This is a genomic window from Lysobacter changpingensis (genome assembly GCF_017308985.1).
GTDB lineage: Bacteria > Pseudomonadota > Gammaproteobacteria > Xanthomonadales > Xanthomonadaceae > Lysobacter_J > Lysobacter_J changpingensis.
Genome location: NZ_JADWPE010000003.1, coordinates 1106539 through 1123539 on the forward strand (window position 1 = coordinate 1106539; position 17001 = coordinate 1123539).

Consider the following 17001-nt stretch of genomic DNA (forward strand, 5'->3'; position numbering starts at 1 on the left):
CGGACTGTGCGCAATCGCGTGCGTCGTGGCAAGTCCCGGCCGCGGTGCGGCGACTCAATCCAGCCGCTTGCGGAACCGCGATATCGCCAGCGTCATCATCACCACGATGAAGGCGATCAGCGCCAGCACGTCCGGCCACAGTTCCGTCAGGCCCGCGCCGCGCAGCATGATGCCGCGGATCAGCCGCAGGAAATGCGTGAGCGGCAGCAGTTCGGCCAGCCACTGCACCACCTTCGGCATGCCCGCGAACGGGAACATGAAACCCGACAGCAGGATCGACGGCAGGAACACGAAGAAGGTCATCTGCATCGCCTGGAACTGCGACTGCGCCCTGGTCGATATCAGCAGGCCCAGCGTCAGGTTGGCGAGGATCAGCAGCACGCCGGCGAGGTACACGTCGAGCAGGCTGCCACGCACCGGCACGTCGAACAGCCACGTGCCCAGCACCAGGATCACCGTCGTCTGGATCAGGCCGATCGCCGCGTACGGCAGCACCTTGCCGATCATCAGTTCCGAACTCGACAGCGGCGTGGCGATCAGCAGCTCCATGTTGCCGCGCTCGCGTTCGCGCACGATCGCGACGCCGGTGAACAGCACCATCGTCATCGTCAGGATCACCCCGATCAGGCCCGGCACGATGTTGATGGCCGAACGTCGCTGCGGGTTGTAGAAGCTCACCACGCTCACCTGCCCCGGCCCGACCTGCCCCACGCTGCCGACGACGCGGTTGTCCGTGGGTCGCGTGTCGAGCGGCAACTGCGCCAGTTGCACCGCCGCGCTCTGCACCACCGTGTCGCTGCCGTCGACCAGCACCTGCACGGCTTCGCGGCCTTCGAAGCGGCGGCGTTCGAAGTCCGGCGGAATCACCACCCCGATGCTGATTTCCCCGCGCCGCAGGCTCTCCATCAGTTGCTGCGGCGAGGTCGCGCTCACGGTCGGATCGATCACGCCGGTGGCGACCATGTCCATCACCAGCGCGCGCGAGGCGGCGGTGTTGGATTGATCCGCGATGCCGGTGTCCAGGCCGCGCAGGTTGAGGTTGATCGCGTAACCGAACAGCACCAGCTGCATCACCGGAATACCGACGATCATCGCCAGCGTGATGCGGTCGCGGCGCATCTGCCGCAGTTCCTTCATCACGATCGCGAACAGCCGGCGCAGGTTCATGCGGCCTTCTCCGGCGCCTCGTGGTCGCGTCCGCGCGTGGAGGAGACGAACACGTCCTCCAGGTTCGGATGCGAAGCGGCGACTTCGGCGTCGAGCCCCGCGTCGGCGAGCGCTTTCCTCACGCGATCGGCGGCATCGCCGTTGGCGTCGTTGAGCACGCGCAGCGCGTTGCCGATCTGCGCCACGCTGAGCACGCCCGGCACGCCCATCAGCACCTGCTGCGCGCGACGCGGCTGCTTCGCCATGACTTCCAGCGTGCGCCCGGCGAGCGCGTGGGTGAGTTCGTCGGGCGTGCCGTCGGCGACGAGCGCGCCACGGTCGAGGATCGCGATGCGATGGCAGCGCTCGGCTTCGTCCATGTAATGCGTGGACACGAGGATCGTCGTGCCGGCGTCGGCCAGATCGAACAGTTTTTCCCAGAAATCGCGGCGCGATTCGGGATCCACCGCGCTCGTCGGTTCGTCCAGGAACAGCAGTTCCGGCTTCTGGATCACCGCACCGGCGAGCGCGAGGCGCTGCTTCTGGCCGCCGCTCATGGTGCCGGCGAGCTGTTTCTGGCGATCGGCGAAGTGGTACTGCTCGACGAGCTCATCGATGCGCTTGCCCGCCGCCGCGCGCGGGATGTCCTGCACGGCGGCGAGGAATTCCAGGTTCTCGCGCACGGTCAGGTCCTCGAACAGCGAGAACTTCTGGGTCATGTAGCCGATGCGGCGACGCAACTCCTCGGCCTGTTCCGGAACGCGCAGGCCGAGCACTTCCACATCGCCGTCGCTCGGCGTGAGCAGGCCGCACAGCATGCGGATCGTCGTGGTCTTGCCCGATCCGTTCGGGCCGAGGAAGCCGTACACGTTCGCGCGCGGCACGCTCAGATCGACGTGGTCCACCGCGACGAGCTGGCCGAAGCGCTTGGTCAGGCCACGCGCGCGGATGGCGAGCTCGTCGGGCGCGCCGTTCATCGCGCGAATTCCACGCGCACCGGCACGCCGGCCGGCAGTTCGCCGGGCGCGCCGGTGATCTCCACTTCGGCGAGATAGCTCAGTCGCGCGGCGTCCTCGCCGATCAATGCGTAGTACGGGGTGAAGCTGGGTTCGCTGCGGATCATGCGCACGCGGCCCTGCAGGGCGGCGTCGCGTCCACTGAGGAATACGTTTGCGGTGTCGCCTACCTTGACGTTCGCGCGGATCGGCTCGGGCACGTAGATCCGCGCGTACGGGCGATCGCCGACCAGCATCACCGCCAGCGGCGCGCCGATGGGCGCTTCGTCGCCGAGACGGTACGGGAGGCTGTCGACCACGCCCGCGCGCGGTGCGGTGAGGTCGAGCCGACGCAGCGTCGCCGCCTGCGTGGCGGCCTGCGCCTGCGCCGACGCGACCGCCGAGCGGCCCTGCGCGATCTGTTCGCTGCGCGTGCCGCGTTCGAGTTCGAGCAGCACGGCCTGCGCGGCGCGCACCTGGCCGTCGGCGTTGCCGGCGGCGGCGCGGGCGCGATCAACTTCGGACGCGGCGACAAGCTGCTGACGCCCCAGCGGCTGAAGTCGTGCGTAGTACGCGCGCGCGTCGACCGCCTGCGCCTGCGCGGCGGCGAGGTTCGCGCGCGCCTGCGCGATCTGTTCGCTGCGAGGGCCATGTTCGAGCTCCTCCAGCGCCTGGCCCGCCTGCTGCGCCTGCGCCTGCAAGGCCTGCAACTGCGCCTGCGTGCGCGTGACCTCCAATTGCAGCAGGCGCGTGCCGGCCTTCACCCGTTGTCCTTCGCGCACGTCGATGCGGACGATCTTCTCCGCCGCGGGCGCGGGCAGCGCGATGCGGTCCCATTCCAGCGTGCCGAGCGCCTGCGGCGTGTCGTCGCGGCAGGCCGCGAGCGTCGTGGCGAGGACGATGACGAGAGAAACGAAGAACGCGCGGGACGCCCTCCTCCCGTTTCCCGTTCCTTTCCACTGGTGCTTCCGGATCTTCATGGCGTCACTCCAATCCCGGTCTCATGCGAGGAACGAGAGATGAGGAACGAGAAACGAAGGTGCACCACCTTCGCCTGGTTTCTCGTTCCTCTCCGCTCGTTCCTCGTTTCCTTCCGTCCTCATGCCAGCCCCAGCCCGCGATCCAGCAGCGCCAGCGTGTGCCGGCGCAGCGCTTCGAAATCGAGGTCGTCCGCCTGCAGCAGGCGGCGCCAGATCGGCGCGCCCGCGGCGGGAAACAGCGTCAGGCCGACCAGCGACACCATCAACAGGCGGGGATCGAGGTCTTCGTTGATCTCGCCGCGTGCCTGCGCCTGGGCGAAGCGCGTGGTCATCATCTGCGGCAGTTGCGGACCGATGCGTTCGAACAGCACGTCGCGCAGGGCGCCGCCCTCGCACAGCACCTCCCGCACCCAGAGCGGCGGCAGCCAGGGATGCGCGGCGACCACGCGCCCCACACCCTGCACGAAGGCGGCGATCAGCGCGGCCACGTCGTCGCCGGCGGCCATGATCGGCTCGCGCAGTTGCCCGAATGCCGGCAGCACGCGCTCGCCGATCACCGCTTCCTGCAACTGCGCCTTGTCGCCGAAGTAGTAGTGCAGCAGCGCTGGCGTCACACCGGCCTCGGCCGCGATGGTGCGCAGCGACGTGCCGGCGATGCCCTCGCGGACGAAGCAGGCGATGGCGGCGTCGAGCAGGCGTTCGCGCAGGTCCGGGCCGTCGGCGCCGGGGCGTCCGGGCGATCGCTGGCCGGCGGGACGGCCTGCGCCGGAGCGTCGGCTGGACGTCGTGGCCGGGGTCTTTTCCGCCTTCCTGCGCGGCGTCTTCGGGTGCTCGGCGTTCATGGCGCTTATTTAATTGTTCGATTAATTAGAATTCAAGCCCGACCCGACGAACGGTCGAGCCGGCCCGCAACGGCAACCCCATCGACGCCGCGGAGGTCCATGATGCGAATGGTCCAGTCCGGTTCCCCGCCATGAACCCAATGCCCACCCTGTTCCAGCGCTGCGCCCTCGGTCTCTGGTTCCTCGGGCTCGGCCTGCTCGGATTGCTGCGCTGGTGGATGCGCTACGCACGCGACGCGCAGGTCTTCCACGATGCGGTGATGCATGCGTGGCTATGGGGTTCGCTGGCGCTTGCGGCATTCGGTTCGATCGCGATCCTGCGGGCGTTCGCAGCGCACCGGCGCGATCGGACGTCCACGCAAAGCCGATAGACGCCTGCGCGACCCGAGCGACGGACGCGGACTTGGCAAGTCCGCGACGCGCGGCGATCCTCGCGTGTCCCCAGCGCATGAAGGCACCACCCTGTCCGCCCTGACGATCGCGCAATCCCGCCTGCCCGCGTCCAGCCGCATGCTGCTCGCCAGCGCCGTCATCGGCATGGTGACGCTGGTGTACCTGGTGACGGTGCACCTGCCACTGCGCGTTCCGCGGCCGATGACCCCGACGGCCGTCGATCGGGTGATCGGCTGGCATGCGTGGGCGATCTGGCCCTATTGGCTGCTGCTGGTGATCGCGCCGGCTTTCATCCTGGCGATCAGCGACCGCCGCATCTTCCTGGCGACGCTGCGTGCATACGCGTGGTCGATGGCGGCCAACGCCGCGATCTGGGTGCTGTGGCCGACCTCGCTCGCGCGGCGCGAGGTTCCGATCGACCTGCACGGTGCGACCGCCGCGGCATGGCGCCTGCTGCACTTCCTCGACGGCAGCGGCAACTGCTTTCCCTCCGCACACATCACCGCACCGGTCGTCGCCGTCGCCGGCTACTGCGCGCAGCATCCGCGCGCGCGCGCGTGGGCGTGGCCGTTGGCGATCTCGTTGTTCCCCAGTGTCGTCGCGACGGGCCAGCACTACGCGTGGGATATCGTCGGCGGCGCGGGTACGGCTGCGATGGGATTGTGGATCGCACGCCGCGACCTGTTCCGGTAACCGACGCCGACACGGTTCCTTTGCGAAATCGGCAGCGCAGGCGCAAGCTTCATTCCTGCGTCGCTTCCCCCGATCCTCACGATGGCTTCACGAACCACGTCCGAATTCGTCCTCGAGCCGGCCGAAACCGAGCGCCTGGCCAACCTCAGCGGCCCCTTCGACGGCCATCTGCGCATGATCGAACTGCGCCTGGGCGTGGAGATCGCGAATCGCGGCAACATCTTCCGCATCGTCGGCCCGCAGGACGCGGTCGGCAAGGCCGAACGGCTGCTGCGCGATCTGTGGCGCGACGCGGCGGAGGAAACGCTCACCGAGCCGGCGATCCACCTGCGCCTGACCGAGATCGATGCCGACGGCGTCGCCAACGACGACGTCGAACCGCAGGAAGTCGCCATCCGCGTCAAGCGCGGCACCATCCGCGGGCGCGGCATCAACCAGGCGAAATACCTGCACGCCATCGCCACGCACGACATCAACTTCGGCATCGGCCCCGCCGGCACCGGCAAGACCTTCCTCGCCGTCGCCAGCGCGGTGGAGGCGCTGAACGAAGCGCGCGTGCAGCGGCTGATCCTGGTGCGCCCGGCGGTGGAAGCCGGCGAGAAGCTCGGCTTCCTGCCCGGCGATCTCACCCAGAAGGTCGATCCCTACCTGCGTCCGCTCTACGACGCGCTGTACGAAATGCTAGGCGTCGAGAAGGTGGTGAAGCTGCTGGAGAAGAACGTCATCGAGATCGCGCCGCTGGCCTACATGCGCGGACGCACGCTTAACGACGCGTATGTGATCCTCGACGAGGCGCAGAACACCACGATCGAGCAGATGAAGATGTTCCTGACCCGCATCGGCTACGGCAGTACCGCCGTCGTCACGGGGGACCTGACGCAGATCGACCTTCCGCGAAACCAGAAGTCCGGCCTGAAGGACGCGCTGGACGTGCTGCGCAACGTCAACGGCATCAGCTTCACCTTCTTCGAATCGCGCGACGTGGTGCGCCATCCGCTGGTGGCGCGCATCGTCAACGCCTACGACGCCCGCGACGCGAAGGACGCGTCGACCGGCCCCTCCGCCTGAGCGTCCACGCCATGACCCAGGGCCCGGTCCGCCTCGACGTCAGCATCAACTATGCGGTGCCGCGCACCGGCGTTCCCTCGGCGGTGAGCTTCCGCAAGTGGGTCGCCGCCGCGCTGCACAGCCGCATCCGCGAGGCCGACCTCGCCATCCGCATCGTCGGCACCAAGGAAGGCCGCGCGCTCAACCACCACTATCGCGGCAAGGACTACGCGACCAACGTGCTGAGTTTTCCCGCCGAGCTGCCCGAAGGGCTGCCCAAGGGCGTGAAGATGCCGCTGCTGGGCGACCTGGTCATCTGCGCGCCGGTCGTGGCGCGCGAGGCCAGGGAACAGAAAAAGCCGCTGGCCGCCCACTACGCGCACCTGACCGTGCACGGCGTGCTGCACCTGCTGGGCTGGGACCACGAGGACGAGAAGGAAGCCGTCTGCATGGAGCAGCTGGAACGCGAGATCCTCGCCACGCTGGGCATCGAGGACCCCTACGGCGACTGAGCCCGGTCCTGGCGCCCGGCCCGACGGGCCTCGCCAAGCGCCTGTCGCGCATCCGCGCTAGACTCCTCCGGACGTCCCCCTTCCCCCCGGGGCGCCTGACTATCGCAATGTCCGAGGACGACAGTAGTAGCTTCCACTCGCCCGAGCTCCAGGAAAAGCGCGCCGAACGGCGCGGGCACGAAAGGCCGCGGTCCTGGCTCGAACGCATCAGCTCGGCGCTTTCCGGCGAACCGACCACACGCGAGGACCTGGTCGAACTGCTGCGCGACGCGCAGGCCGACGGGCTGATCGCCGCCGACACGCTGCGCATGATGGAAGGCGCCATCGCGGTGTCCGACCTCACCGTGGGCGACGTGATGATCCCGCGCTCGCAGATGGTCTCGCTGCCGGCGGACGCCCGCTTCCTGGACCTGATGAAGCAGGTGGTCGAATCCGGCCATTCGCGTTTCCCGGTGCACGGCGAGGACAAGGACGAGATCCTCGGTGTGCTGCTCGCCAAGGACCTGCTGCGCGGCGTGGTCGCCGACAACGGTCCGGGCAGCGTCCACGAGCTGCTGCGCCCGGCGGTGCTGATCCCCGAATCCAAGCGCCTGAACGTGCTGCTGCGCGAGTTCCGCCAGTCGCGCAACCACATGGCGATCGTGATCGACGAGCACGGCGGCGTCGCCGGCCTGGTCACCATCGAGGACGTGCTGGAGCAGATCGTCGGCGAGATCGACGACGAACACGACGACGCCGAGGATCCGAGCGCACTCATCGCCGCGCAGGCGGACGGCCAGTTCGTGGTCGATGCGCTGACGCCGATCTCCGATTTCAACGAGCGCTTCGGTGCCGACTTCGATGACGACGAATACGACACCATCGGCGGCCTCGTCACGGCCGCGATCGGCCACCTGCCCGAAGCCGGCGAGGAACTCACGCTGGGACGCTTCGTGTTCCGCGTCTCCGGTGCCGACGCGCGCCGCGTGCACGCCTTCCACGTCGGGGTGCTGGGTGACGCGTAAGCCGGGCGCGATGCGCCGCGCGTTCGCGCTGATCGCGTTGTTGCTCGCATTCGTCGCCCTGCCCGCCTTCGCCGCGCCGCGCATCGGCGTGGCGACGATGCAGCCGGGCGAGATTTTCTTCGAGCGCTTCGGCCACAACGCGATCGTGGTGGTCGATCCGGAGACGAACGAGGCGATCTCGTACAACTTCGGTTTCTTCGATCCGACCGAGAAGGATTTCGTCAGCCGCTTCGTCAAGGGCGACATGCGCTATCGCCTGGCGGCGCTGCCGTTCGAACAGGACCTGATGCAGTACCGCGAGGAAGGCCGCGGCGTGAGCATCCAGTGGCTGGACCTGGACGAAGCGCAGGCGGTCGAGCTCGCCGCCGCGCTGGCCGAGAACGCCAGGCCCGAGAACGCGTTCTACAAGTACGAATACTTCGACGACAACTGCTCCACGCGCGTGCGCGACGCGCTCGACCGCGTGCTCGACGGCGGCCTGCGTCGGCAGATCGAAGGGCGTTCGCACGGCTCCACCGCGCGCAGCGAAGCCGTGCGACTCGCGTCGCCTGCGTGGTGGATGTGGCTGGGTTTCGACGTCGGCCTGGGCCCGTCGGCCGACCAGCCGATGCCGGTGTGGCGCGAAGCCTACGTGCCGATGCGCCTCGCCGCCGCGCTGCGCGAGGTGAAGAACACCGACGGCCGCCCGCTCGTGCTGGAAGAACAGCAGATCCTGCCGCATCGCCTGCCGCCGGAACCGCAGGACGGCCCGGTGCGCTGGTGGCCGTGGGCGCTGGCCGGCATCGCCATCGGCATCGCCGCGGCGATGCTGGGACGCACGCGTCCGCGTCTGGTCGCCGCGATCGCATTGCCGTTCTGGGTCCTCGCCGGCCTGCTCGGCGCGCTGATGCTGTTCCTGTGGTTCGGCACGCAGCACACCTACGCATGGGCGAACGCGAACCTGCTGTTGCTCAGCCCGTTGTGCTGGCTGCTGGTTCCGGGCGGCGCGCGCGCGTTGCGCGGGCGCGATCCGGGGCGCTTCTTCCGCGGCGTGCTGGCGGCGATCGCGCTGGGCGCGGTGGCCTCGCTGTTCGTGTACTGGCTGCCGGTGAACCCGCAACGCAACGTGCACTGGATCGCGCTGCTGCTGCCGATCCACCTGGGCCTGCTGCAGGGCTTCGGCGCGCGTCGCTGAAGCTCGCCCACGGCTTGCCGCGCGCGCGGCGCGGGCGCACGATTCGCGGATGAGCACGCCCGTCCCGACGTCCGCCGACACCCATCGTCCCGACCTGCCGCAATGCGTGGTCAACTGCGCCGCGTACGAACCCGGCGGCAAGCGGCGCGAGATCGGCCTGGACGAGATCAGCGAGGTCCTGGCGAAGGACGACGACACCTTCGTCTGGGTCGGCGTGTACGAGCCGGAGGACGCCATCCTCGACAAGCTGCAGGAGGAGTTCTGCCTGCACGACCTCGCCATCGAGGACGCGCGCAACGCGCACCAGCGCCCGAAGATCGAGACGTACGGCAACTCGCTCTTCATCGTCGTGCACACCGCGCAGAGCGTGGACAGCCACATCCGTTTCGGCGAGACCCACATCTTCGTCGGCCCGCGCTACCTGGTCACGGTGCGCCACGGCGCGTCCACCAGCTACGCGCCGGCGCGCGCACGCTACGAGCGCGACGCGGACGATCTCGCGCACGGTCCCGGCGCCGCGCTGTACACGGTGCTCGACCTCATCGTCGACAACTTCCAGCCGATCGTGCAGGAGTTCAGCCAGGACCTGAACGAGCTGGAGCAGGACATCTTCGCCGAGGAATTCCGCAGCGACACGGTCAAGCACCTGTACGACCTCAAGCGCGAACTCACCCGGCTGCGCATGGCGGTCGCGCCGCTGCAGGACATCCTCGGCCAGCTCACGCGCGGGCGAAGCAGCCTCATCGACGAGGAAAGCCGGCTGTATTTCCGCGACGTGCACGACCACGCGGTACGGCTCAACGAAACCACCGACACCCTGCGCGAAATGCTCACCGCCGCGATGAGCGTGAACCTGTCGCTGGTGACGATCCATCAGGGCGAGGTGGTGAAGCGGCTGGCGGGCTGGGCCGCCCTGCTCGCCGCGCCGACCCTGATCACCAGCTGGTACGGCATGAACTTCGCGCACATGCCCGAACTGGAAGGCCGCTGGAGCTACCCGGCCCTGATCGCCCTGGTCGGCGTGGTCTGCGTGGTGCTCTACGGTCTGCTGCGACGGGCCAAGTGGCTGTAAAGGTTCGGATTTCTCTTATTGTTTAGACCAAAGTCGCAGGCGAGTTGACGCATTGCGCATTGACCCGGTGCCCGCGCCGGCGCGACCCTTCGGTGATCCTTCCGGAGGGGTGTCATGAAATCTCTGTCCTGGCTCGGCTGGGCCGTCGTGGCGGTACTGGCGGCGTTCTGCATCGGCACGATCGCGCTGCATCGCGGCGAAACCATCAACGCGATCTGGCTCGTCGTCGCGGCGGTGACGACGTTCACCATCGCCTTCCGCTTCTACGGCCTGTACATCGCGCGCAACGCGCTGATGATCGACGGCTCGCGCGCGACGCCCGCGTGGCGACGCAACGACGGCCTGGATTACGTCCCCACCGCCAAGAGCATCGTCTTCGGACACCACTTCGCCGCGATCGCCGGCGCCGGCCCGCTGGTCGGCCCCGTGCTCGCCGCGCAGATGGGCTACCTGCCCGGCACGTTGTGGATCCTGTTCGGCGTGGTCCTCGCCGGCGCGGTGCAGGACATGCTGGTGCTGTTCTTCTCCACGCGCCGCGACGGCCGCTCGCTCGGCGAGATGATCCGCGCCGAGATGGGCCCCGCGGCGGGCGTGATCTCGATGGTCGGCATCCTCATGATCATGGTGATCCTGCTGGCGGTGCTCGCGCTGGTGGTGGTGAAGGCGCTCGCGGAAAGCCCGTGGGGCACGTTCACCGTCGCGATGACCATTCCGATCGCGATCCTGATGGGCCTGTACCTGCGCTACTTCCGCCCGGGCCGGATCCTGGAGGTCTCCGTCATCGGCTTCGTGCTGCTGCTGCTGGCGATCTGGGGCGGCGGCGTGGTCGCGGCGCATCCGACCTGGGGCCCGGCGTTCCATCTGGAAGGCACGACGCTGGCCTGGCTGATGATCGGCTACGGCTTCGTGGCCTCGGTGCTGCCGGTGTGGTTCCTGCTGGCGCCGCGCGATTACCTTTCCACCTTCCTCAAGATCGGCACCGTGCTGATCCTCGCGCTGGCGATCGTGGTCGCGATGCCGGACCTGCAGATGCCTGCGATGACCAAGTTCGTCGACGGCACCGGCCCGGTGTTCTCGGGCAAGCTGTTCCCGTTCCTGTTCATCACCATCGCGTGCGGTGCGGTGTCGGGCTTCCACGCGCTGATCAGCTCGGGCACCACGCCGAAGATGATCTCCAACGAACGCGACATCCCGATGGTCGGCTACGGCGGCATGCTGATGGAGGCGTTCGTCGCGATCATGGCGCTGATCGCCGCCTGCGTGCTGCAGCCGGGCGTGTACTTCGCGATGAACGCCCCCGGCGCGCTGATCGGCACCACCGCCGAATCCGCCGCCGCGGCGATCTCCAGTTGGGGCTTCGTGCTCACGCCCGACGTGCTGACCGCCACGGCGAAGGAGATCGGCGAGAACACCATCCTCTCGCGCACCGGCGGCGCGCCGACGCTCGCGGTGGGCATGGCGCAGATCCTGCACGGCCTGCTGCCGGGCGAAGGCATGATGGCCTTCTGGTACCACTACGCGATCCTGTTCGAAGCGCTGTTCATCCTGACCACGGTCGACGCCGGCACGCGCGTGGCGCGCTTCATGATCCAGGAACTCGCGGGCTTGGCGTATCCGCCGTTCCAGCGCACCGAAAGCTGGGCCGCGAACGTCGCCTGCACCTTGATCGCCGTCGCGCTGTGGGGCTACTTCCTCTACCAGGGCGTGGTCGATCCGCTGGGCGGCATCAACACGCTGTGGCCGCTGTTCGGCATCGCCAACCAGATGCTCGCGGGCATCGCGCTGGTGTTCTGCAGCGTGGTGATGGTGAAGATGAAGCGCGAGAAGTTCCTGTGGATCCCGCTGATCCCGACCGCGTGGCTGCTGATCTGCACGCTCACCGCGGGCTGGCAGAAGTTGTTCCACCCGGACCCGAAGATCGGCTTCATCGCCAACGCCCGCAAGTTCGCCGACGCCGCCGCGCGTGGCGAGGTGCTCGCGCCGGCGAAGTCGATGGACGACATGTCGCGGGTGATCTTCAACAACTACCTCGACGCCGCGCTGTGCGGGTTGTTCGTCGCGGTCGTGGTGGCGACGGTGCTGTTCGGCATCCGCGCCGCGCTCGCCGCACGACGCAGCAACGCACCGACGGCGAAGGAGTCGGACTATGTCGCGCTCGATGCCGTCGCCCGCTGATCGCGTCGTCCGCGTGGCGCTGGAGCTGCTCGCACGCTGGTGGCGTGCGAGCTGCCAGACCGCGCGGCTGGCCATCGGCATTCCCGACTACGACGTGTACGTCGCGCACGTGCGGCGCACGCATCCGGATCGCGAACCGATGACACGGGACGAGTTCTTCCGCGAGCGGATGGAAGCGCGTTACGGGAAAGGACGAAGCCGCTGTTGTTGAGCGGTCTCACGGAAAAGGCGCCTTGAAGGCGCCTTTTTCTTTTGTAGCCCGGGCAAGCGAAGCGTGCGCGGGATCACGCGCGCAAACCCCGGCTGCGGCCCGCGGCCTTACCCGGGATACAAGGCGCTACTCGACCGCTTCGGTTCCGGGCCAACGCAACGTGCGCAGCACGGCCTGCGAGGAATGCGCCGGGAACGTGATCCGCAGCGCGCGCGAGGACAGCACGCCGCGCAGTTCGATGGCGAACAGGCACACGCGCCGCTTCCGTCCGAACGCGCGCGAGTAGTGCACGCCTGCGACGCCGCCGAGCGGATGGCAGCGTTCGATCAACCGCCCCCGCCGCGTGCGGCGGACCACCAGCACGCCTTTCCACAGTCGCACGTCCGGCGGCGTGCGCCAGCTGCGCAGCACGACGAAGGCGATCGTCCCCAGCGCAAGGCCGGCACCGCAGACGAGCGGCGCGAGCCACCACGACGGCGCATCGAACGACCCCGGCCACAGCATCGCCGGCACGTGGCACGACACGGCCACCACGAGCCCGGACGCCGTCGACAACGGCATCGCGACCAGTTCGGGGCAGCGCGCCCACCAGGGCATCGCGGCGATGTCGCCGCCCAGGCGCGGCGCGCACTCGCGCATCGACGGATCGGGCAAGCGCCGCAGCAGCTCGGCCAGCATCGGCGAGCGCACCCGCGTCAGCGCGTTGCGATGCGCGAAGGCGAAGCCGAGCCGCGCGTCGTCGGCAAGACGCAGCGTGACGACTTCCAGCGGGAACACGTCGCGCACCTCAACGTCGCGGACCTGCGCGAGTGCGACGTGGCGCTCGCCGTGTCCGTGTTCGACGTGCAGCGCGTCGCCATCGAGCCGCACGCGCGAGAGCCGTTCGCCGATGCGGTTCCGGCAGGCGCTCATCAGGCCTGCCGCGAGCACGGCCGCCGCGACCGCGCCGAAGCCCGCGACCATCGGGCGCGATTCCGCGCACCGCCATGCCAGCCATGCGAGGGCGACGCCGGGCACACCCGCGCAGTACAACGGAACCGCGGCCACCCGCCAGCGGGCCGCGGCGTTGGAGACGGACAGGGAAGAACGCATCGGCGCCGCACCCGTATCGGGGAATCGGCCTCGCATTCTCGGCATGCGGACGCGCGGTTCGAATCAGACGCTTCCGAGTCTTGGCGGCGATTTCGTGCGACGCATGGCGCGATCGTGCGCCATCGCAACTTCAGTCGACCCGGAACGTCGCCGTACGGAGCTGCGACAGAGGCGCTGCACTCACGCCGCCAGCGACCGCAGGATCAACCCCAACGCATACGCCAGCCCCGTGCCGGTCGCATACCCCAGCGTGCCGAGCAGCGCGCCCACCGGCGCCAATGCAGGATGAAACGCCGATGCGACCACCGGCGCCGACGCCGGACCGCCGATGTTGCTCTGCGAACCGATCGCGAAATAGAAGAACGGCACCTTCAGCAGGCGCCCGACCAGCCACAGCAGCAGGACGTGGATCGCCAGCCACACCAGGCCCAGCAGGTACAGCCACGGGCGGTCGAACAGCGCCAGGATGTCCATCTGCATGCCGATGGCGGCGATCAGGAAATACAGCAGCAGCGTGCCGATGTTCGACGCCCCGGCGCCTTCCAGGGTGCGCGCGCGGGTGAAACTCAGGCCCAGGCCGACGAAGGTGGAGATGAGCACCACCCACACGAACGGCTCGTGCAGGCTCACCGAGCGCGCCCACGACACGTTCGCGCCGAACCACGCCGACAGCGGCGACGCCAGCCAGTGCGCCAGCCCAACGGTACCGAACGCGATGCCGACGATCACCATCAGGTCGGTCAGCGACGGCACGCGGCTGTGCTGCGCCTTGAAGGCGGCGAGCTTGTCCTTCAGTTCGTCGATCGCGCGCGTGTCGGCGCCGCTGCGCGCGTCGATCGCCGCGGAGCGGCCGGCGAGGAAGATCAGCACCGCCATCCACACGTAACCCACGCCGACGTCGACGACCGCGAACTGCCCGAACGTGGTCGCGTCGACCTGGAAGATTTCCTTCATCGCGAGCATGTTCGCGCCGCCGCCGGTCCAGCTGCCGGCCAGCGCCGTCATGCCGGCCCACGTATCGCCCGCGACGGTTTCCGGATGCACGGCCTGGAACAGCAGGAACGCGAGGATGCCGCCGGCGACGACGCTGAGCGACGCGGTGACGTACATCGCCACCAGTTTCGGCCCGAGGCGCAGCACGGCCTTCAGATCGATGGAGAGCGTCAGCAGCACCAGCGCCGCGGGCAGCAGCACGCGGCTGGCGACCGGGTTGTAGAGCTTGCTGTGTTCGCCGTCGATGATCCCGAAGGTGTTGAACAGCCCCGGGATCAGGTAGCACAGCAGCAGTGCGGGAACGACCGAATAGAACTTGCGGAACGACGCGAGCGACGACGTCCAGAACACCGCGCCGAGCGTGGCGGCGATCAGCCCCAATATCACGATGTCGTTGGTGATCAGCGCGGTACCGGGGGTGTCGTTGGGCATCGTGTCGTTCCGTTTCGTTGCGTCGGAGGGCGGCGGCTTACTTGAGGTCCTGGCCGATGTACCGCTTCAGCCACGCATTGACCGTGTCGTGCCACTGCACCGAGTTGGCCGGCTTGAGCACCCAGTGGTTCTCATCCGGGAAGTACAGGAACTGCGACGGGATGCCTTTACGCTGCAGCGCGGTGAACACGCCGATGCCCTGCTCCACCGGGATGCGGAAGTCCTGCTGCCCGTGCACGACGAGCATCGGCACGCGCCATTCCTTGACGTGGTTGACCGGGTTGAACTTCTCGTAGTTCGCCGGCTTGTCGATGGCGCTGCCGCCCTGCTCCCAGTCGGTGAACCACTGCTCTTCCGTCGCGAAGCCCATCATGCGCTGGTCGAACACGCCGTCGTGCGAGACCAGGCACTTCCACGGCTGGTTCCAGTTGCCGGCGATCCAGTTGACCATGAAACCGCCGTAGCTCGCGCCCAGCGCGCAGGCCTTGTCGCCGTCGAGGAAACCGTACTGCTTCTGCGCCGCGGCCCAACCCTTCTGCAGGTCTTCCAGCGGGCGGTCGCCCCAGTGCTGGCTGATCGCATCGGTGAACGCCTGGCCGTAGCCGGTCGAACCATGGAAGTCGATCATCACCACCGCGTAGCCTTGGCCCGCGTAGGTCTGCGGGTTCCAGCGGTAGCTCCAGCCGTTGCCGAAGCTGCCCTGCGGACCGCCGTGGATCAGGAACGCGACCGGATACTTCCGGCCTTCCTGGTAGTTCCACGGCTTGACGATGTAGCCGTGCACCGTGTCGCCGTTCCAGCCCTTGAAGTCGAACTGTTCGAAATCGCCGAACGCGACGTCGGGCAGGCGCTCGCCCGCGGTCGGCGTGATCGCGCGCAGCGGCGCGGACGCATCGGCGCTGGTGGTGTAGAGCACATCGCCGGTCTTGAGCGTGTTGCGCGTCAGCGCGAGCGTCGGGCCGGCCAGGTCAATGGCCGAAATGCTGCCGTCGCCGACGAGCTTCTTCGCCTCGCCGCTGGCGACATCGACGGCGAACAGCGGGTGCTCGCCCAGGTCGGTGGCGGTGGTGTAGATCGTCTTGCCGTCGTTCGCCAACGTGATGCCGTCGGCGGAGCGGTCCCACTTCGGTGCGATCTCGCGCGCGCTGCCGGTCGCGAGGTCCATCGCCATCAGGCCGAAGCGGTCGGCCTCGAAGCCCGGGCGCTTCATCGCGCGATAGAACAGCGTCTTGCCGTCGCTGCTGAAGGTCGCGCCCGTGTCCCACGCCGGGTTCGACGCGGTGAGGTTCTTCGCCGCGCCGGTGCCGTCCGCGTTCACCTGGTACAGGTCGAAGTTGGTCGACATCGGTTCCTTCGCATCGGCGATGCGCGCGCTGAACACCAGCGACTTGCCATCGGGCGACCAGGTGTATTCGCTGCTGTCACCGAACGGACGCGACGGCACGTCGCCGTTGACGTCGCCGCTGACGAGCGTCGCCGTGGTCGCGGCCTTGTCGCCGAGCGTCGCCACGAACAGGCGGTTGAGGCGACCCTCGTTCCACGCATCCCAGTGGCGGATGAACATGCGGTCGAACACCACGCCGGTGTTCTTCTGCGCGCCGCGCTCGTCGAGCTTCTTCTTCGAACAGGCCAGGTCGCCCTTGCAGTCGGGGAACGCTTCGAGATTGATCGCCACGCGCTTGCCGTCGGGCGAGAGCTTGTAGCCGCCGACGTCGGTGTCCAGCGCGGTCACCTGCTTCGGGGTGCCGCCGGCGGCGGGGATCGAATACAGCTGCATCGAGCCGCCCTTCGCGCTGAGGAAATAGACGATCTTGCCGTCCGGCGAGAAGGCCGGCGAATTGACGTTCCAGCCTTCCGGCGTGAGGCGCTTGGGCGGCGCGGCATCGCGCGCCATCAGGTCTTCGATGTAGAGCGCGGTCGAGGACTTGTTCGCCGCCATGTCGACCACGCGCTTGGCGAACACCACGCGGCGGCCGTCGGGCGACAGCGTCGGCGAGGACACGCGTTCGAGCGAGGCAAGGTCGCGCACGTCGAAGCCGCGGGCGGCCAGTGCGTTGGTGGAACCGCAGGCGAGCAGCAGGGCGAGCGGAAGGATGGCGTGGCGTGGCGTCATGGTGGTTCCCGATTGCAGAAGATGGATGAGGCGGCTGGATTCCCGCGCGTCATTCCCGCGCGGCGGGAATCCAGTGCCTTTCATGCGTGAAAGCCGGAGTCGCCGCATCCCCGCTTGCGCGGGGACG

At 68.4% G+C, this 17001-nt stretch carries 16 protein-coding genes; 9 read left to right on the forward strand and 7 right to left on the reverse strand.

Annotated features, from left to right (window positions below; translation table 11 throughout):
* Positions 1 to 54 precede the first annotated feature (54 nt).
* The 4 genes from I4U41_RS12105 to I4U41_RS12120 form a co-directional block, all read right to left on the reverse strand.
* Positions 55 to 1167 (reverse strand): ABC transporter permease, encoded by a 1113-nt coding sequence (locus I4U41_RS12105; RefSeq protein ID WP_206861344.1) that lies wholly within the window; start codon positions 1165 to 1167, stop codon positions 55 to 57.
* On the reverse strand, positions 1164 to 2096 hold the full coding sequence (locus I4U41_RS12110) for an ATP-binding cassette domain-containing protein (protein ID WP_206861651.1): 933 nt from the start codon (positions 2094 to 2096) through the stop codon (positions 1164 to 1166). The genes I4U41_RS12105 and I4U41_RS12110 overlap by 4 nt, the downstream gene beginning before the upstream one ends.
* A 23-nt stretch (positions 2097 to 2119) precedes the next feature.
* Positions 2120 to 3121 carry an HlyD family secretion protein gene (locus I4U41_RS12115; RefSeq protein ID WP_206861345.1) on the reverse strand — a complete coding sequence of 334 codons (1002 nt, stop codon included), beginning with the start codon at positions 3119 to 3121 and terminating at the stop codon, positions 2120 to 2122.
* Positions 3122 to 3240: 119 nt separating this feature from the next.
* Complete coding sequence (locus I4U41_RS12120) at positions 3241 to 3963, reverse strand: TetR/AcrR family transcriptional regulator (RefSeq protein WP_206861346.1); 723 nt, start codon at positions 3961 to 3963, stop codon at positions 3241 to 3243.
* A 131-nt stretch (positions 3964 to 4094) separates the two neighbouring features.
* On the opposite strand from I4U41_RS12120, the gene I4U41_RS12125 reads away from it, so the two are divergent.
* From I4U41_RS12125 to I4U41_RS12165, 9 genes are all read left to right on the forward strand, one after another.
* Positions 4095 to 4334, forward strand: coding sequence for a hypothetical protein (locus I4U41_RS12125; RefSeq protein WP_206861347.1), 240 nt, complete (start codon positions 4095 to 4097; stop codon positions 4332 to 4334).
* A 64-nt stretch (positions 4335 to 4398) separates the two neighbouring features.
* Positions 4399 to 5049: a phosphatase PAP2 family protein gene (locus I4U41_RS12130; RefSeq protein WP_206861348.1), complete on the forward strand. Its 651-nt coding sequence runs from the start codon at positions 4399 to 4401 to the stop codon at positions 5047 to 5049.
* A gap of 81 nt (positions 5050 to 5130) precedes the next feature.
* On the forward strand, positions 5131 to 6117 hold the full coding sequence (locus I4U41_RS12135; protein WP_206861349.1) for a PhoH family protein: 987 nt from the start codon (positions 5131 to 5133) through the stop codon (positions 6115 to 6117).
* Positions 6118 to 6128: 11 nt separating this feature from the next.
* The gene (ybeY, locus tag I4U41_RS12140) at positions 6129 to 6608 is read left to right on the forward strand and encodes an rRNA maturation RNase YbeY (protein ID WP_206861350.1); all 480 of its coding nucleotides are present in this window, start codon (positions 6129 to 6131) and stop codon (positions 6606 to 6608) included.
* Between the two features lie 107 nt (positions 6609 to 6715).
* A complete protein-coding gene (locus I4U41_RS12145) occupies positions 6716 to 7612 on the forward strand; it encodes a CorC family transporter (protein ID WP_206861351.1) in 897 nt (298 codons plus the stop codon).
* Between the two features lie 10 nt (positions 7613 to 7622).
* Complete coding sequence (locus I4U41_RS12150; RefSeq protein WP_206861652.1) at positions 7623 to 8786, forward strand: lipoprotein N-acyltransferase Lnb domain-containing protein; 1164 nt, start codon at positions 7623 to 7625, stop codon at positions 8784 to 8786.
* A gap of 49 nt (positions 8787 to 8835) precedes the next feature.
* Positions 8836 to 9858: a magnesium/cobalt transporter CorA gene (corA, locus tag I4U41_RS12155; protein WP_206861352.1), complete on the forward strand. Its 1023-nt coding sequence runs from the start codon at positions 8836 to 8838 to the stop codon at positions 9856 to 9858.
* 114 nt (positions 9859 to 9972) lie between these two features.
* Positions 9973 to 12033, forward strand: a complete 2061-nt coding sequence (locus I4U41_RS12160; protein WP_206861353.1) for a carbon starvation CstA family protein — start codon at positions 9973 to 9975, stop codon at positions 12031 to 12033.
* Complete coding sequence (locus I4U41_RS12165) at positions 12017 to 12244, forward strand: YbdD/YjiX family protein (protein ID WP_206861653.1); 228 nt, start codon at positions 12017 to 12019, stop codon at positions 12242 to 12244. The genes I4U41_RS12160 and I4U41_RS12165 overlap by 17 nt, the downstream gene beginning before the upstream one ends.
* A 126-nt stretch (positions 12245 to 12370) precedes the next feature.
* Here the strand turns inward: I4U41_RS12165 and I4U41_RS12170 are convergent, their stop codons facing one another.
* From I4U41_RS12170 to I4U41_RS12180, 3 genes are all read right to left on the reverse strand, one after another.
* Entirely contained in the window at positions 12371 to 13336 is a 966-nt protein-coding gene (locus tag I4U41_RS12170; RefSeq protein ID WP_206861354.1) for a hypothetical protein, read from the reverse strand.
* Between the two features lie 180 nt (positions 13337 to 13516).
* A complete protein-coding gene (locus I4U41_RS12175; RefSeq protein WP_206861355.1) occupies positions 13517 to 14761 on the reverse strand; it encodes a DUF819 family protein in 1245 nt (414 codons plus the stop codon).
* 37 nt (positions 14762 to 14798) lie between these two features.
* Entirely contained in the window at positions 14799 to 16874 is a 2076-nt protein-coding gene (locus tag I4U41_RS12180) for a S9 family peptidase (protein WP_206861356.1), read from the reverse strand.
* Positions 16875 to 17001 lie beyond the last annotated feature (127 nt).

Excerpts from the sequence above, each read along its gene's own strand:
- I4U41_RS12170 (WP_206861354.1), bottom strand. The coding sequence starts at position 13,336 with ATGCGTTCTTCCCTGTCCGTCTCCAACGCCGCGGCCCGCTGGCGGGTG.
- I4U41_RS12175 (WP_206861355.1), bottom strand. The coding sequence starts at position 14,761 with ATGCCCAACGACACCCCCGGTACCGCGCTGATCACCAACGACATCGTG.
- I4U41_RS12145 (WP_206861351.1), top strand. The coding sequence starts at position 6,716 with ATGTCCGAGGACGACAGTAGTAGCTTCCACTCGCCCGAGCTCCAGGAA.
- I4U41_RS12115 (WP_206861345.1), bottom strand. The coding sequence starts at position 3,121 with ATGAAGATCCGGAAGCACCAGTGGAAAGGAACGGGAAACGGGAGGAGG.
- I4U41_RS12160 (WP_206861353.1), top strand. The coding sequence starts at position 9,973 with ATGAAATCTCTGTCCTGGCTCGGCTGGGCCGTCGTGGCGGTACTGGCG.
- I4U41_RS12165 (WP_206861653.1), top strand. The coding sequence starts at position 12,017 with ATGCCGTCGCCCGCTGATCGCGTCGTCCGCGTGGCGCTGGAGCTGCTC.
- I4U41_RS12120 (WP_206861346.1), bottom strand. The coding sequence starts at position 3,963 with ATGAACGCCGAGCACCCGAAGACGCCGCGCAGGAAGGCGGAAAAGACC.
- I4U41_RS12180 (WP_206861356.1), bottom strand. The coding sequence starts at position 16,874 with ATGACGCCACGCCACGCCATCCTTCCGCTCGCCCTGCTGCTCGCCTGC.
- I4U41_RS12125 (WP_206861347.1), top strand. The coding sequence starts at position 4,095 with ATGAACCCAATGCCCACCCTGTTCCAGCGCTGCGCCCTCGGTCTCTGG.
- I4U41_RS12135 (WP_206861349.1), top strand. The coding sequence starts at position 5,131 with ATGGCTTCACGAACCACGTCCGAATTCGTCCTCGAGCCGGCCGAAACC.
- ybeY (WP_206861350.1), top strand. The coding sequence starts at position 6,129 with ATGACCCAGGGCCCGGTCCGCCTCGACGTCAGCATCAACTATGCGGTG.
- corA (WP_206861352.1), top strand. The coding sequence starts at position 8,836 with ATGAGCACGCCCGTCCCGACGTCCGCCGACACCCATCGTCCCGACCTG.
- I4U41_RS12150 (WP_206861652.1), top strand. The coding sequence starts at position 7,623 with ATGCGCCGCGCGTTCGCGCTGATCGCGTTGTTGCTCGCATTCGTCGCC.
- I4U41_RS12105 (WP_206861344.1), bottom strand. The coding sequence starts at position 1,167 with ATGAACCTGCGCCGGCTGTTCGCGATCGTGATGAAGGAACTGCGGCAG.